The following is a 15,438-nucleotide window of genomic DNA, read 5'->3' as shown; positions in this document are numbered from 1 at the left end:
AACCTTGCCAAAAACTCAAAAAAAACTATATTTGTCAGTCTTAACAAAAATTAACAATAGAATGGATAATATTGAAGCATTAAGTCCGAAACCGGATGAATTTGTAGAGAATAAGAATTCAAGGCATCCAAAAGGATTGTGGGTTCTTTTCGGAACAGAAATGTGGGAGCGTTTCAACTTTTATGGGATGAGAGCCCTTTTGACGCTCTTCATGGTAAATTCCTTATTAATAAAAGAAGCTGACGCAGCAATTATCTACGGTGGATTTTTAGCTTTATGTTATTTAACCCCTCTTTTGGGAGGATTTATTGCAGATAAATATATCGGAAACAGAAATGCCATCTTAATCGGTGGATCTCTAATGGCTATCGGTCAGTTTCTACTGTTTATCAGTGCCTCTACTTTCTCTGCCGATCTGGGCAGTTCCAAAATGATCATGTGGCTGGCGTTATTCGTTATCATTTTCGGTAATGGATTCTTCAAGCCGAATATTTCCTCCATGGTGGGAAGTCTTTACCCTAAGCAGGAGAAATCCAAACTGGATTCTGCTTTTACTATTTTCTATATGGGGATCAACATCGGAGCATTCCTTGGACAGTTTATCTGCCCATATGTAGGAGATGTGAAAGATGCAACGACAGGAGTAAGAGATATTTTTGCTTTCAAATGGGGATTCTTAGCCGCTTCAATTGCCATGGTGATTGGAACCGTAACATTCTTTATCCTTAAAAATAAATATGTGGTAAATCCGGAAGGAAGACCTATCGGTGGTTTACCAAAGAACAATACAAGTGCAGACTTTGAAGAAGGAGAAACTCAAACCGCTAAATTCTCAGGTTTATCTTTAGGGATCACTGGGATTATATTTGTTGTTTTATTCTTCGCTTTCCGATATTTACTGGTAGGAGAATTCGGATTTAAAGCCGTAGAAATGGGTCAGCTGATCAAAGGAATTATTTATCCTTTCATCTATGCAGCTGGTATTTCACTTGCTTTCCTGATCATGAGTTCTGCAGAAAACAAGATTGAAAGACAGAGAATCTGGGTAATTTATATTGTATCCTTCTTTATCATTTTCTTCTGGGCCGCTTTTGAGCAGGCAGGATCTTCACTAACGTTTATTGCAGACAACCAGACAGACAGAAACATTTTCGGATGGAATATGCCGCCTTCAATGGTTCAGATCTTCAACGGTATCTTCGTAGTTCTGTTAGCCGTTCCATTCAGTTTGACATGGGATAAATTAAGAACAAAAGGAAGAGAGCCTGTTTCTCCGTTCAAACAAGCAATGGGATTAGCTTTGATCGCTCTTTCTTACTTCATTATTGCGCACAACGTAAAAGATCTTGGAAATTCAGGATTATTAGCCATCAAATGGTTAATGCTTCTTTATTTCATCCAGACTTGTGGTGAGCTTTGTCTATCTCCAATCGGTCTTTCATTGGTAGGAAAACTGGCTCCAAAAAGATTTGCTTCATTATTATACGGAGTATTCTTTATTTCCAATGCAGCAGGTTATGCCCTTGCAGGCTCACTGGGAGCACTTATTCCTGCAACAGGTGATAAATTCACAAAAGCACAGGAAATAGGCGTAAACCTTCAGGACGTTTTAGATAAAAAAGTAACGTTGACTGCTGAGCAGGCAGCAGCATTTGAGAAAGCTCAGTTACCTTTACACAATCCTACATTTGCAGGATTTGAGATCCACAACCTGTTCGAATTCTTTATGGTATTCGTAGTACTTTGTGGTATTGCAGCTGTAATTTTGGGTCTGATTTCTCCAATCTTAAAGAAAATGATGCACGGTGTAAAATAACCGCATTAATAAAATACAACAAAACCTCTGCTAAGTCAGAGGTTTTTTTTATTTTCGTATGATGGAAATTTCCGAAGATTCTTTATTTCAATCCGTAAAGGAAATTATTAGGCAGTCGCGCGAAAAAGTGTTTCGGATAGCGAATTCTACTTTACTGCTTACGTACTGGCAGATCGGAAAACTAATCGTAGAAGATGAGCAAAAGGGAAAGGAACGCGCTGAATACGGAAAGCAAACTTTAAAAAATCTTTCTAAAAAACTTTCTCTGGAGTTTGGAAAGGGCTTTGATGAGAGTAATCTAAGAAATATGCGGTCTTTTTATCAGGCATTTCCAAAATATGACGCATTGCGTCACGAATTGAGCTGGACCCATTACAGATTGGTTATAAGACTTGATCACCCTGATAAAATGAACTATTACATCAATGAAGCTGTTCAGAATAACTGGAATTACCGGGATCTGAAAAGACAGATCAATTCACTTGCCTACGAAAGAGTTCTGGAACATAAAAAATCCCCTTCAGAAAATATACACAGTGTTTTAAAAGACCCTTACATTTTTGAATTTTTAGGCTTAACACCAGATCAAAAAATTTCTGAAAAAGAAATTGAAACCGCCATCATTGATCATATTCAGAAGTTTCTTCTGGAATTCGGAAAAGGATTTGCTTTTGTGGCTAGACAGCAGCATATTTCTACAGATACATCCGATTTTTATATCGACCTTGTTTTTTACAATTATATTCTGAAATGCTTTGTCATTATTGACCTTAAAACCGGAGAACTCTCCCATCAGGACATCGGGCAGATTGATATGTATGTACGAATGTATGATGATCTGAAACGTGGAGAAGGTGATAATCCGACGATAGGAATTTTACTCTGCTCAGAAAAAGATGAGACCATTGTAAAATATTCCGTTCTGAATGACAAAAACAATCTCTTTGCCAGCAAATATCTCCTCTACCTTCCAAAAGAAGAAGAATTAAAAGAAATCATAGACCAGGACAGAATCCGTTTCGAACTGGATCAAAACAATAATAAACAACCTTAATTAAAATCAATCATATACGATTATGAGCTTAACTCTAGAAGAAATACAAAATTTTAAAGGAAAATATCCTAAACAGCTTTGGACGCTGTTCACGGTAGAAATGTGGGAGCGTTTTTGTTTTTACGGAATGCGGGGTGTTCTGACTATCTTTATGGTGGATCAGCTGGGCTTGCTGGAAGATAAAGCCAACTTACAGTATGGAGCGATACAAGCCTTTATCTATGCTTTTACATTCATAGGCGGAATTTTTGCCGATAAAATTCTTGGATTCAAAAAGTCTCTGGTATTCGGAGGACTTATCATGACGGTCGGAAACCTTATCATTGCTTTTTCTCCGCATGATTTCTTCTATTTCGGGATTACCTGTTCAATTATCGGGACAGGATTTTTCAAACCCAATATCTCTTCCATGGTAGGAGAACTTTACAAAGAAGATGATCCGAGAAGAGATGCAGGATACGGACTTTTCTATGCCGGAATTAATATTGGCGGACTTTTAGGAGGGGCTCTTTGTGTCTACCTCGGAAAATATCATTCGTGGTCGTGGTGCTTCCTGGCCGCAGCTATTGTAATGCTTCTTGGTCTAATCACCTTTTTTGCGACAAAAAAATCGCTGGGACCTATTGGAGATTCGCCGTTGCAGGTACTTCCACAATCTAAAAGAACTTTACGTGAAGTATTAGTCTATATTGGAGCATTATTAAGTATGCCCCTTATTTTCATTATGGTTAAAAATACAGACTATACAGATTATTTCATGTATTTAATCGGTATTGCGGCTGTGGGTTATTTTATAATAGAAACACTGAAACAGACAACGCCTTATCAAAAGAAGCTTGTTGCAGCGTTCATCTTTATTTTCATGTACTTCCTGTTCAATTCAATCTATGAACAAAGTGGAGGATCTCTGTCTTTATTTGCAAAAGACAATCTGGTTCACAATCTGTTAGGCTTTGGGATGGATCCGAATATTATTAACAACAGTGCCAATTCTTTCTTCATCATCCTTTTCAGTCCGCTTATTGGTCTGGCATGGGTTGCTTTGAATAAAAAGAAACTGGAACCGAATACGATTAATAAGTTTGGAATTGGATTTTTATTTCTTGCCGGAGGATTCTTCCTGTTTTACAGCTTAAGATATTTCGCAGGCGCAGACGGAAAGTCTTCCCTTAATTTATTTACGTTCACCTGGTTGGTCATCACTTTCGGTGAATTGTGCTTAGGACCTATCGGAATGTCTATTATTACAAAATTATCTCCAAAGAAAATGTTCGGGATGATGATGGGATTATGGTTCCTGGCCAGTGCTTTCGGACAGTTTGCCGCCGGAAAAATCGGTGCCAGTTTATCTGAAGCCAATACCGGGAATACCAACATGAGTAAACTTATCGCCTATACAGACGGGTACAAAACCCTGGGAATCTACGCCTTAGTTGCCGGTGTGGTACTAATTTTGCTATCCTCGTTCGTAAGAAAATTAATGCAAGATGTAAAATAGAATAAGCTATATTATGCTTATTTTTACGTAAATATCAAAATATGAAAAAAATTATAAGCATAATCCTTCTATTTTTAGTAAGTTTCACTTTTGCCCAGGTAAAATGGATGACTATCGAAGAAGCCTTAAAAGCTCAGAAAGAAAATCCAAAAAAAATCCTGATCGATTTTTATGCAGACTGGTGTGGCCCATGCAAGATTATGGACAAAAAAACATATGGTCATGCTGTGATTGCCCAGATTATCAATGAAAACTACTATCCTGTGAAGTTTAATGCTGAAGAAAAACAATCTATTGATGTTTTTGGTAGAACATTTTCCAATGATAATACAGAACATAAAAAAGGAAAAAATTCTCTACATGAATTTACCCAATATATGAACGTAGGCGCTGTGCCAAGTACTGTGTTTCTGGATGAGAAAGGCGGACCAATCACCATTCTTCAGGGAGAATTATCTGCAAAAGAACTTGAACCTTATCTGGAATTCATTTCTAAAGATCTATTCAAAAAAATCCGTTCAAGAGAACAGTGGGAAGATTATCAGAAAAAGTTCAAATCTAAAATCAAGGATTAAAATCATACAGCGGCTTTCAAAAATTGGAAGCCGTTTTTTTTATCTTAACGGCCCATATTTTCAATAAAAAATTTTAATCTTCAGCCTATTTTTCCGAAATTAGGCCTCATTTTTAAAATGACCTTAGAAACATCCATAGAATACGTCAAAGGAATTGGTCCTGACAGAGCCAAACTCATCAAAAGTGTGTTGGGGCTTTCCACCGTTGATGATCTTCTGAACTTCTACCCTATCCGGTATCTGGATAAAAGTAAAGTATTTAAAATTTCTCAGCTCGAGGAAAGCAGTATTGAAATACAGCTAAAGGGAAGAATCACACAGGTACAGGAGGTACAGACCGGAAAGACGAAAAGACTTTCGGCAAAATTCAATGATGATACGGGAACAATGGATCTGGTTTGGTTCCAGTATTCAAAGTGGCTGAAAGAGCAGCTGCCGATCAACAGAGAGGTTTATATTTTCGGGAAAATAAATGTTTTTAACCGTCAGTTTTCGATGCCGCATCCTGAAATAGAAGTGGAAGAAAAAAAAGAGGGTGACAATCGTTTAAAGCCCATTTATCCAAGTTCGGAAAAGCTTACTAAAAGAGGACTGAACCAAAGATTTTTCCAGGTGGTTTTAAGGAACATCTGCAAAGAAATCCCCAATCTTGTTGAAGAAAACTTTCCGGATTATCTCACGAAAGCATTTAAATTTTTATCAAGACAGCATACGTATTTAAACATCCATTTCCCAAAGGATATGGAGCATTATGAAAAAGCGGATAACAGGCTGAAATTTGAAGAGTCCTTCTTTTTCCAGTTAGGATTTGCCCTGAAAAAGCTTCATCATAAAAGCCATTCCCCTGGAAATCCGTTTCCGATTGTGGGTGATCATTTTAATAATTTTTACAATCACCATATTCCTTTTGATCTTACCGGTGCACAGAAAAGGGTTTTAAAGGAAATCCGTCTGGACATGAAAAGGCCTATTCAGATGAACAGGCTTCTGCAGGGTGATGTAGGATCCGGAAAAACAATGGTTGCCTTGCTTACCATGTTAATTGCTATGGACAACGGTTTCCAAAGCTGTATGATGGCTCCGACTGAAATTCTCGCGCAACAGCATTACAACGGCATCAAAGATCTCTTGGAAGCAACAGATATCAACGTTCGCCTTCTGACAGGTTCCACCAAAACTTCGGAAAGAAAGATCATTCACGAAGAACTTGAAAACGGAACTCTTTCTATACTGGTGGGAACGCATGCCGTTCTGGAAGACAAAGTGAAATTTAAAAACCTTGGACTGGCCATTATTGATGAGCAGCACAGATTTGGTGTGGCACAAAGAGCAAAATTATGGGCTAAAAATAAAATTCCGCCGCATATTCTGGTGATGACAGCAACTCCTATTCCCAGAACGCTGGCCATGAGCTTTTATTCTGATCTGGATGTCTCTGTGATCGATGAAATGCCGGTAGGAAGAAAACCGATTATTACGGCTCACAGACGTGAAAAAGACAGAGATTATGTGTATAATTTCTGCCGGGATGAGATTAAAAAAGGAAGACAGGTCTACTTTGTATATCCATTGATTGAAGAATCTGAAACATTGGATTATAAAAACCTGATGGAAGGCCTTGATCATGTAATGACTGCATTCTCCGACTATAATACCACCATGCTTCACGGAAAAATGAAACCTACTGAAAAAGATGCTGCGATGAATTATTTTGCATCGGGAAAAGCGGAGATTATGGTGGCGACCACCGTCATTGAAGTAGGTGTAAATGTTCCGAATGCTTCCGTAATGGTGATTGAAAGTTCTGAAAGATTTGGGCTTTCCCAGCTCCACCAGTTGCGCGGCCGTGTGGGAAGAGGCGCAGAACAGAGCTATTGTATTCTGATGACTTCTGATAAATTATCCAAGGAAAGCAGAACCCGTATTAAGACGATGACGGAAACAAATGATGGATTCAAAATTTCAGAGGTAGATATGCAGCTCAGAGGTCCCGGAGATATTCTGGGGACACAGCAGAGCGGTGTTGTAGATTTCAAAAGACTGGATCTGGTGAATGATTCCGCTATTATCAAAACCACAAAAAATACGGTTGACAAAATTCTGGAAGCAGATCCGCATCTGGCCAATCCGGACAACCTGATCATCAAAAACTACTACCTGAGGTACTACAAAGGAAAAAATAAGTGGAGTAAAATTTCATAAAAAAACCGCGAAAAGAAATCTTTCCGCGGCCCCCTTATAAAACTGTTATTTAGAAGAAATTACTTTTGGTCTGTTTAAAAAATTTATTTTAATAGCAAGAACTAATATCTTGTGATTTGGTGTGAAAATATTTATATACTATTTGAATTTTTTCAGCTCTGACTATTAAAATAAATTAAAAAAACAAAATGAATTATTTTTCCAACTTGCTTATTATAAAAACTAACTGTTCAGGTTGAAGGAAGTGGGAATGAAACGAATAAATACCCTTCAACTTTCTTAAGTTTTCATGATTGTACCGTTTTGTTTAAAGATCTTCTATGCTTTATAGTTGGAAATGAACATAATTCATTTTGTTAAAACTAACATTGTGATTTATATCTTTATTTCTAATGAAATAATCTATTCTCTACCATCCACTGCTTTTTTATATAGCTAATTTGTGTTGCAATGTTTACTTTTACAAAGTTGCTGATATTGACTGGATTTCTCCTTATATGATTTTAATTATTAGTTATACAATTTTCACCTATTTGTGAATAGTATGCTTTAAATACAAATTCTGATTTCATAATTAAAAACTTAAAAACTCTTTATTCATCATACTTTCATAATAAAATTATCTTTATTGAGCCCTGATGAATGATACTGCCAGTTGATGGTAATAATTTCTGTCAGTGCTTTTTTTAAGCCATCATAAGTCTCGGGTTTTCTCATAAAAATATTCGCTCCGTTGACAAAGATTTCCTCTATCTCAGCTTCCGAAATCTGGTCAGCATACGCTGCAATAGCAATGTTGTTGAATTTCGGATCGGCTTTGATTTCTTCCAGACATTCCATGAATTTTTTCCCGGGAATATCGTATTTGATGAAAACTATTTCTGGAACAATAGCTCCGTAACTGTTTAGATATTTCATAAGATCGTCACCGTTTGAAAAACACTGGGACTTTACGCCTATCTTTAAACCTTTGAAAATATTTTTAAAGAATATGATATTGCCTTCGTCATCGTCTGCTGCTATTACATTCAAATATTCTTTAATCATACAGCATTTTAGAATTTATAACCATGCTTTGAAGCTTTCTCCTTTTTGTAATAATCTTCTGAAACTGGGAAGGAGTAATCCCGGTTGTATTTTTGAACTGCGTACTCAAATGAGCCACACTTGAGTAATTCAGTTTATGAGCAATTTCTGTAAGGCTTTGTTTATTATTTAATATCAGTTCCTTTGCATACTCAATTTTCTGCAGGATGATGAAATTTTCAATGGACGTAAAGGCAACCTCCGAAAAAAGATTGGAAAGATATCCGTAACTGTGGTTCAGTTTTTCAGCAATATAAATAGAGGCTTTTACAGGAACCGCATTTTCAGAAAAAACAAGTTCTACAATAGCGTCTTTTATTTTCTGTACTAAAGCCGTTTTTTGGCTTTCAATAATCTCTATGCCATAATCTTTAAGGTTCTTCTTAAAAAGATTATGCTGCTCCTGGGTAATGGGTTCATAGAATTCCACTTCGCCGAAGTTCAGCAGGCGATATTTCAGCCCGTGCTCCTTTAGCTTCTCATCCAACACTTTCTTACAGAGAGCATTGAAATCAAATTTTACATACATTTTCATCCTGGTATAAGTGTGTCAAATTTCGAAGTAAATATAATAATTTATTTCATTTAAAAGTGAAATAGTACTAAATATTTTTAACATAATATATAAAAACAAAAAACTCCTGCATTATGAATACAGGAATTTAAACACTAAGGATGAAAAAAATATACTGATAAAAAGCTACTGTAGCTCAAAACCAAGCATATGAATGTATTATTGAAAGTGATTTGGTTCTGATACAAAGATGAACCAAAAACAAACATCACACGTTATAGAATTAAAATTAAATGTTACACAATTTTAAGTCAACTATATGTGAATTACAAATTCCATAAGATAGTCATCCATTACATAACCATGCCCTATATCAAAGATTCCTTCGTCATAAACTCTGTACCCCTGTGACTCGTAGAAGTTTCGGGCGGCATTATTTTTATTCACATTCAGAATAATTCTTCGGTCACCGTTTTCAGCTACTTTACCGTTCAAAAACTGCAGTGCCCCTTTTCCAAAACCTTTTCCTTTGCTTTCAGGAACCAGATAAATACGGTGAAGTTTTGTAGTTCCCTCTTCATAATGATGCTGATACCCGATGAAACCTTCATAAGAACCCGTGCTTTCATCCTGAATCATATAATAATGATAATCCGGCTGCCGAAGATGACTTCCGATCTCAGCTTCGGAATACATTTCCGAAAGCATATACTCCATCTGTTCACCGGAAAGAATTTCTGCATAAGCATTTTCCCAGGATCTTCTCGCCAGATCCTGAATAAGAGGAATGTCTTTTTCTGTTGCTTCTATTAATTTCATAATTTTTATGATTAAAAAAAGTGAAAAGCCGGAACTTTTCACCTTATTATTTTAATGTTAATGGTCAATTTTGCTTCGCAAGTGAATGGTCAATCTTTAACTGTTATTTTAAAATTCACGATTGACAATTCACAATTCACATTTTTTAAATCTTCTCCATTTCAGCTTTGATCTTCGCATACAATCCTTCTGAAGCAGGTACTAATGGAAGTCTCAGGTAATTTTTGATGATTCCTTTTTCTGTAAGAATCACCTTAATTCCGCAAGGGTTTCCTTCTGCAAAAATAAGTCTTGTGATTTCAACTAATTTATTGTGAATTTCATACGCTTCTTTTACTTTTCCGTCAAGAGCTAACTGAACCATGGTAGAAAATTCTTTCGGATAACCCTGCCCGATCACAGAAATTACTCCGTCACCACCGGCTAAAGTTACCGGAAGTGCATATTCATCATCTCCGGAAACCAGTGAAAATCCTTCCGGCTTCTTTCTTAGAATATCGAAATACTGAAGAATGTTCGGTGCCGCTTCTTTGATCATGAATAAATTCGGGAATTCTTTTGCAAGACGAATGGTGGTATCCGCTTCAACATTCTGACCTGTTCTGGACGGAACGTTGTACATAATGATATTTTTACCGGTAGCAGCAAGCGCTTTATAATGCTGATAAAGTCCTTCCTGATTAGGTTTGTTGTAATATGGAGATACGGAAAGTACCGCTTCAAATGCAGAAAGATCCGCTTCTTCTATCTGTTTCTTAACTTCAAGAGTATTATTCCCGCCAATTCCTAAAACCAAAGGAAGACGTTTATTATTAACCTTAATGATATGCTCAATCACCTGTTTCTTCTCCTCCTCAGAAAGCGTGGCAGCTTCCGCCGTAGTTCCCAAAACAACTAAATAATTGGTTCCGTTTTCGATGTTATACTCAACAAGTTTTGTTAAACTATCGAAATCAACGGATAAATCTTCATTAAAGGGTGTTACCAACGCAACACCTACTCCTTTTAAAATGCTCATCTGTTAGAATTATTTTTGTCAAATTTAATAATTTACGATAAGAATTTATAATAAATAATAATGTTTTATTATACATATAATTATATTTGCATATACTAAAAGATAGTATGGCATCGCTATGACCGAAGTTATTTATAAAAGTAATATAAGTACAGGCGATTACATATGACCTTAAAAAAAATAATTTGCAACATATGAAAAATAAATTCTTGTTACTAGGAATTGCTCTGGCTTCCCTTACTGCCTGCAAGACAGCTTCGACGCTGCAGCTGGCGGAAGCAAAGCCCCAGAAAAACATTTCTATTAATAATGAGCTAAAGAATGATGAGGAGTTTGTAAAAGTTATTGAGCCTTATAAGCTGAAGCTGGACAAGGAGATGAATCAGAAGATCTCCCACACCAGTGTAGACCTTACCAAGCAGGGCGATAACAGCAATCTGGGCAATCTTTTGGCCGATTATACCTTCGAAGGCGCTGATGCGTGGACGAAAAAAAATCTGCAGAAAAATGTAGATGCAGCCCTGATCAACATCGGGGGAATCCGTACCACTATCGGAAAAGGAGATATTCTTCTGAAAAGCGTTTTTGAAGTAATGCCTTTCGAAAATGAAGTGATCATTGTAAAAATGAAAGGATCAGACCTTCAGGGACTTTTTGACTATTATGCAAAAACTCAGGTGAATAATCCTGTTTCCCATTTATACATTGAAACCAATAACGGGCAGCTGACCCAATCCAAAATCAATGGAAAACCTGTAGATCCTTCCGGGGAATATTACATTGCTACTTCCGATTATCTTGCACTGGGCGGTGACAATATGAAATTCTTTTCCAAAGGAGAATCAATTTCTACAGGAATCAGACTAAGGGATCTTTTTATTGAGTATTTCAAAAAAACTTCTGAAGTGGTTCCGAATACAGATGTTCGTTTAAATTTTATCGGCAAGAAATAATGGATAGAAAAAGTTTTTTAAAAGTAATAGGCGGTGGATCTTTAGCAGCAGCTTTAGCTCCCAATATGATGATGGCAGAAGAATTGAAACTCAATCCTTTTAAATCTGCCAATAAACTCACCATTCTTCATACCAACGATCAACACAGCAGAATAGAGCCTTTTGATGCAAGCTATACCAAAAATCCCAACCAGGGAGGATTTGCCAGAAGAGCAAGCCTGATCCAGCAGATCAGAAGCCAGGAAAGCAACGTCCTTCTTCTGGATTCCGGAGATATTTTTCAGGGAACTCCCTATTTCAATTTCTTCGGTGGTGAACTGGAATTTAAGCTGATGTCTATGATGAAATATGATGCTTCCACGATGGGAAATCATGATTTCGACAACAGCCTTGACGGTTTCTTAAAAGTTCTTCCCAATGCGAAGTTTCCTTTCATCTGTTCAAACTATGATTTTAAAAATACAGTTCTGGACGGAAAAACTTCACCGTACAAGATTTTTAATAAGAACGGAATAAAAGTAGGTATTTTCGGAGTGGGCATCCAGCTGGACGGCCTTGTGGGTAAAAAGCAATATGGTGAAACCGTATACTCAGATCCTGTAGAAGTGGCACAACATTATTCCAACTTCCTGAAAAACGAACAAAAATGTGATCTTGTGATCTGCCTTTCCCATATCGGCTACGATTATCACGATGATCCTAATAAAATAAGCGACAAAATTCTGGCTGCCAAAACAGAAAATATTGATATTATCTTAGGCGGACACACCCATACTTTTTTATCAGAACCCCAAACTTTTACCAACAGACAAGGGAAAAACGTTCTGGTGAATCAGGTAGGATGGGCAGGTCTTCTTCTGGGCAGAATAGATTTTTACTTTGATGACAATAAAAACGTTAAGCACATTTCCTGGAACAACCAGGCGATAGACAGCAGTATAACCGTATAATATGAAAAAACTCTCTTTAATCTCTCTGGGTATATTAGCATCCCTGCAATTCACAGATGCACAGGTCATTTCATCAAAAAAATGGACGGATCTTTTTTCCTATAACAATGTCCTAGCTATGAAGGAGGACAATGGGAAAATAATTGCAGCCACAGAAAATGGACTGTTCTACTATACTGTTGCCACAGGAGAAGTGACCAAGCTGTCAAAAGCGAATGGTCTTCATGATGTCAGTATCACGGCCTTCGACTATAACCCACAGACTAAAGTAGGAGTTATAGGCTATGCGAACGGTTCTCTGGACATCGTTACTCCGCAGGAGATTAAATATGTTGTTGATATTCCTATCGCTACCGGCTATAGCGGGAGTAAAAGTGTCAACCACATTTCTATTACGGGAGATCAGGCTGTTGTTTCGGTAGGCTACGGATTGTCTGTATTCAATCTGAAAAAACTGGAATTCGGAGATTCTGCCTTCTTTATGAACGGTGGTGTTTATGAAGCCAGTAATGAAGCAACTATTTTTGAAAACAAGGTATATTCTGTAACGAACAGCGGTCTGAAAAGCCACGAGATGAATATTACATTTCCTGTATTCTCTACATGGACTACGGAAATTCCAGGCTCATTTAAGCATATTGATGCCGAGCCTTCCTCAATGATATTTTCTTCCGCTACATCCGCATTCATTTACAATGGGGGTACAGGTACTCCACTTCCTGCTGCTTTCGGAAATATTAAGGATATCGTTTTAACAGCAAACAATATTGTCGTAACGGACAGCCGAATTTACACATTCGGTTTAAACGGAGTATCTTTAAATGCAGTAAGTCTTGGAGAAGACTGTAATACCGCGATAACAGTAAACGGAAAAATATACGGAGGAACGATACTTTCCGGAATAAAAGACGAAGGAAGCAATACCTTCAAACCGTCCGGTCCTTATGCTAACTCTGCCTATAAGCTCAATCTGTATGACAACAACCAAATACTGGTATCCTCAGGATCAAGGCTAAACAGATTTAATCAGCCGGCCATTAATCCCAAGAAACCGGGGTTTTATTATTTCAACGGATCTGAGTGGCTTCGTCCTTCTTTTTTCTCAACAACAACATCTCCAACGAATGTACTGGATGCTGTATTCAATCCGGCTGACAATAGTGAAGTATTTTTCACCAATTATACAAGTACTGCCCAGGGAGTCTATAAAATGAAATACAATGCCGGAACTAAAGACTTTGATTTTGTAAAACGCTATGACCTAGGATCTCCGGGTGATCACTCACACCGTCCCGTAGGTTTTACCAGCGATCCTCAAAACAATCTTTTTATCTCTTTCGGATTCAACTACGGAAGTCCTTCTATAGGTATTTATGACAGAGGAACCGATGATTTTATCATCAAAAAATTCGGATTGTCAAGTGAAGCGGTCCAAAAACCGGTATATTATGAAAATATGTTGTGGATTCCTATTCCAAGGACGAACAACTTTATTGTATACGACTATAAAACCGCGGGTAACCTCTCTGATGACAGTGAGTATATATTAAAAGATTCAAACGGATTTGCAGGAAACTCAAAAGGAACATTATCTGTAGCCTTTAGCAAATCAGGAGATGCCTGGATAGGCACAGACAGCGGCTTAAGAATAATGTCTAATGCTGTGGCAGAAATAAAAACCCCGGATCCACAGGTGGAACCTATCATCATCGAACAGAGCGGACTTGGAGAGGAGCTTTTCAGAGACTCCCAGATCCTTCAGGTAGAGGTGGATGCCGGAGATTACAAATGGGTTTCTGTAGACGGAGGAGGTGTATATTATCTTTCCTCAGACGGCCAGAAGACCATCAAACATTTTACAAAAGAAAATTCCCCGCTTCCCACCAATTCCGTTACCGACATCAAGGTGGATAAGAAAACAGGAAAAGTATATTTTGCAACATTTAACGGTATCGTAGCTTATCAGGGAGATGTCGCTGATGTGACTTCCAACTTTGGAAATGTCGTGGTTTATCCTAACCCGGTAGTCTATTCCAACTTTAAAGGAAAGGTGACCATAAAAGGTCTTGCAGAAAAAACAAACATCAGAATTGCTGATTCAGCTGGAAATGTCATACACTCTGCAGTAGCAAGGGGAGGTTATTATGAATGGGACCTTACCAACCAGAAAGGTACCCGTGTAGCGTCAGGTATTTATTTCGTGCTGATGACCAATGAAGACGGATCGGATAAAGCTACCGCAAAAATAGGTGTGGTTAATTAATGAATTCACAAAACGGATTTTTATTATCTTTCATAAAATACGGCGAGAATGATGCAGTTCTGCATTGTTTTACAGAAGAGGACGGCTTTCAGACTTATTTCGTAAAAGGGATCTATTCCAAAAGAAATAAAAAGAAAGCTCTGCTTCAGCCTTTGAGCATGCTCAGCTTTACCATTAATCCTACAAGAGGCAATGGAATCCCTTCCGTTTCAAGATTTGAACTTGTGAAAAGCCATGATATGTATATGGATATCAAAGCCAATACCGTCATATTCTTCATCTCAGATTTCCTAAATCAGGTTTTAAGACACGAAAATAAAAACCCGGGACTCTTTTTCAGCATCGATGAATTTATCGATGAACTGAATGGTAAAAACTACCAGTGCCATCTTCTTTTTTTAATTACCATACTGAAAATTCAGGGAGTTGCTCCTCTGATCAACGACGGGCCATATCTGGATCCGGAAACCGGAACGTTTTCTATGAATTCTTCCCACCATTTGTTTACGGAAGAGATTTCAACCATCTGGAAAACAGCTCTGTGCTCTGAAAACCTGTACACAACAAAGATCCCCAACACTTTAAGAAAAGATTTCCTTGACAGTCTTCTCGTCTATTATCATTATCATATTACAGACTTTAAAATCCCAACATCGCTGGAAGTTATTCAGCAGATTTTTGAATAATTTG

General features: G+C 37.4%; 13 protein-coding genes. 9 read left to right on the top strand and 4 right to left on the bottom strand.

Going from position 1 to position 15,438, the window contains the following annotated elements; translation table 11 throughout:
- Positions 1–61: 61 nt before the first annotated feature.
- The 5 genes from LC419_RS08295 (at position 62) to recG (ending at position 7,145) form a co-directional block, all read left to right on the top strand.
- Complete coding sequence (locus LC419_RS08295) at positions 62–1,816, top strand: peptide MFS transporter (protein ID WP_223606900.1); 1,755 nt, start codon at positions 62–64, stop codon at positions 1,814–1,816.
- A 58-nt stretch (positions 1,817–1,874) separates the two neighbouring features.
- Positions 1,875–2,870: a YhcG family protein gene (locus LC419_RS08290; protein WP_223606899.1), complete on the top strand. Its 996-nt coding sequence runs from the start codon at positions 1,875–1,877 to the stop codon at positions 2,868–2,870.
- A 22-nt stretch (positions 2,871–2,892) separates the two neighbouring features.
- On the top strand, positions 2,893–4,368 hold the full coding sequence (locus LC419_RS08285) for a peptide MFS transporter (RefSeq protein ID WP_223606898.1): 1,476 nt from the start codon (positions 2,893–2,895) through the stop codon (positions 4,366–4,368).
- A gap of 41 nt (positions 4,369–4,409) precedes the next feature.
- Positions 4,410–4,943, top strand: a complete 534-nt coding sequence (locus tag LC419_RS08280) for a thioredoxin fold domain-containing protein (protein WP_223606897.1) — start codon at positions 4,410–4,412, stop codon at positions 4,941–4,943.
- 117 nt (positions 4,944–5,060) lie between these two features.
- Positions 5,061–7,145: an ATP-dependent DNA helicase RecG gene (gene recG, locus LC419_RS08275; protein ID WP_223606896.1), complete on the top strand. Its 2,085-nt coding sequence runs from the start codon at positions 5,061–5,063 to the stop codon at positions 7,143–7,145.
- A 600-nt stretch (positions 7,146–7,745) separates the two neighbouring features.
- Here the strand turns inward: recG and LC419_RS08270 are convergent.
- From LC419_RS08270 to dapA, 4 genes are all read right to left on the bottom strand, one after another.
- A complete protein-coding gene (locus LC419_RS08270) occupies positions 7,746–8,192 on the bottom strand; it encodes a response regulator (RefSeq protein ID WP_223606895.1) in 447 nt (148 codons plus the stop codon).
- Positions 8,185–8,766, bottom strand: coding sequence for an AraC family transcriptional regulator (locus tag LC419_RS08265; protein ID WP_223606894.1), 582 nt, complete (start codon positions 8,764–8,766; stop codon positions 8,185–8,187). The genes LC419_RS08270 and LC419_RS08265 overlap by 8 nt, the downstream gene beginning before the upstream one ends.
- A 294-nt stretch (positions 8,767–9,060) precedes the next feature.
- The gene (locus tag LC419_RS08260; RefSeq protein ID WP_223606893.1) at positions 9,061–9,564 is read right to left on the bottom strand and encodes a GNAT family N-acetyltransferase; all 504 of its coding nucleotides are present in this window, start codon (positions 9,562–9,564) and stop codon (positions 9,061–9,063) included.
- A gap of 145 nt (positions 9,565–9,709) precedes the next feature.
- On the bottom strand, positions 9,710–10,582 hold the full coding sequence (dapA, locus tag LC419_RS08255) for a 4-hydroxy-tetrahydrodipicolinate synthase (protein ID WP_223606892.1): 873 nt from the start codon (positions 10,580–10,582) through the stop codon (positions 9,710–9,712).
- Between the two features lie 194 nt (positions 10,583–10,776).
- Between dapA and LC419_RS08250 the strand changes: the two genes are divergently transcribed.
- From LC419_RS08250 to recO, 4 genes are read left to right on the top strand one after another with little or no spacing between them, the layout of a single operon-like run.
- Positions 10,777–11,535 (top strand): 5'-nucleotidase C-terminal domain-containing protein, encoded by a 759-nt coding sequence (locus tag LC419_RS08250; protein WP_223606891.1) that lies wholly within the window; start codon positions 10,777–10,779, stop codon positions 11,533–11,535.
- Positions 11,535–12,485 carry a bifunctional UDP-sugar hydrolase/5'-nucleotidase gene (locus LC419_RS08245; RefSeq protein WP_223606890.1) on the top strand — a complete coding sequence of 317 codons (951 nt, stop codon included), beginning with the start codon at positions 11,535–11,537 and terminating at the stop codon, positions 12,483–12,485. Before LC419_RS08250 ends, LC419_RS08245 begins: the two co-directional genes overlap by 1 nt.
- Before the next feature lies 1 nt (position 12,486).
- Positions 12,487–14,748: a hypothetical protein gene (locus tag LC419_RS08240; RefSeq protein WP_223606889.1), complete on the top strand. Its 2,262-nt coding sequence runs from the start codon at positions 12,487–12,489 to the stop codon at positions 14,746–14,748.
- Positions 14,748–15,434, top strand: coding sequence for a DNA repair protein RecO (gene recO / locus LC419_RS08235; RefSeq protein WP_223606888.1), 687 nt, complete (start codon positions 14,748–14,750; stop codon positions 15,432–15,434). Before LC419_RS08240 ends, recO begins: the two co-directional genes overlap by 1 nt.
- Positions 15,435–15,438 lie beyond the last annotated feature (4 nt).

Origin of the sequence: Chryseobacterium sp. OSA05B, assembly GCF_019970065.1 — a bacterium.
GTDB lineage: Bacteria > Bacteroidota > Bacteroidia > Flavobacteriales > Weeksellaceae > Chryseobacterium.
The sequence above is the reverse complement of the archived record's forward strand: the minus strand, read 5'-3'. Positions and strand labels throughout refer to the sequence as shown.

Coding starts and splice junctions, on each gene's coding strand:
- recO (WP_223606888.1), top strand. CDS start 14,748: ATGAATTCACAAAACGGATTTTTATTATCTTTCATAAAATACGGCGAG.
- LC419_RS08285 (WP_223606898.1), top strand. CDS start 2,893: ATGAGCTTAACTCTAGAAGAAATACAAAATTTTAAAGGAAAATATCCT.
- LC419_RS08295 (WP_223606900.1), top strand. CDS start 62: ATGGATAATATTGAAGCATTAAGTCCGAAACCGGATGAATTTGTAGAG.
- LC419_RS08290 (WP_223606899.1), top strand. CDS start 1,875: ATGATGGAAATTTCCGAAGATTCTTTATTTCAATCCGTAAAGGAAATT.
- LC419_RS08250 (WP_223606891.1), top strand. CDS start 10,777: ATGAAAAATAAATTCTTGTTACTAGGAATTGCTCTGGCTTCCCTTACT.
- LC419_RS08270 (WP_223606895.1), bottom strand. CDS start 8,192: ATGATTAAAGAATATTTGAATGTAATAGCAGCAGACGATGACGAAGGC.
- LC419_RS08240 (WP_223606889.1), top strand. CDS start 12,487: ATGAAAAAACTCTCTTTAATCTCTCTGGGTATATTAGCATCCCTGCAA.
- LC419_RS08280 (WP_223606897.1), top strand. CDS start 4,410: ATGAAAAAAATTATAAGCATAATCCTTCTATTTTTAGTAAGTTTCACT.
- recG (WP_223606896.1), top strand. CDS start 5,061: ATGACCTTAGAAACATCCATAGAATACGTCAAAGGAATTGGTCCTGAC.
- dapA (WP_223606892.1), bottom strand. CDS start 10,582: ATGAGCATTTTAAAAGGAGTAGGTGTTGCGTTGGTAACACCCTTTAAT.
- LC419_RS08245 (WP_223606890.1), top strand. CDS start 11,535: ATGGATAGAAAAAGTTTTTTAAAAGTAATAGGCGGTGGATCTTTAGCA.
- LC419_RS08260 (WP_223606893.1), bottom strand. CDS start 9,564: ATGAAATTAATAGAAGCAACAGAAAAAGACATTCCTCTTATTCAGGAT.
- LC419_RS08265 (WP_223606894.1), bottom strand. CDS start 8,766: ATGAAAATGTATGTAAAATTTGATTTCAATGCTCTCTGTAAGAAAGTG.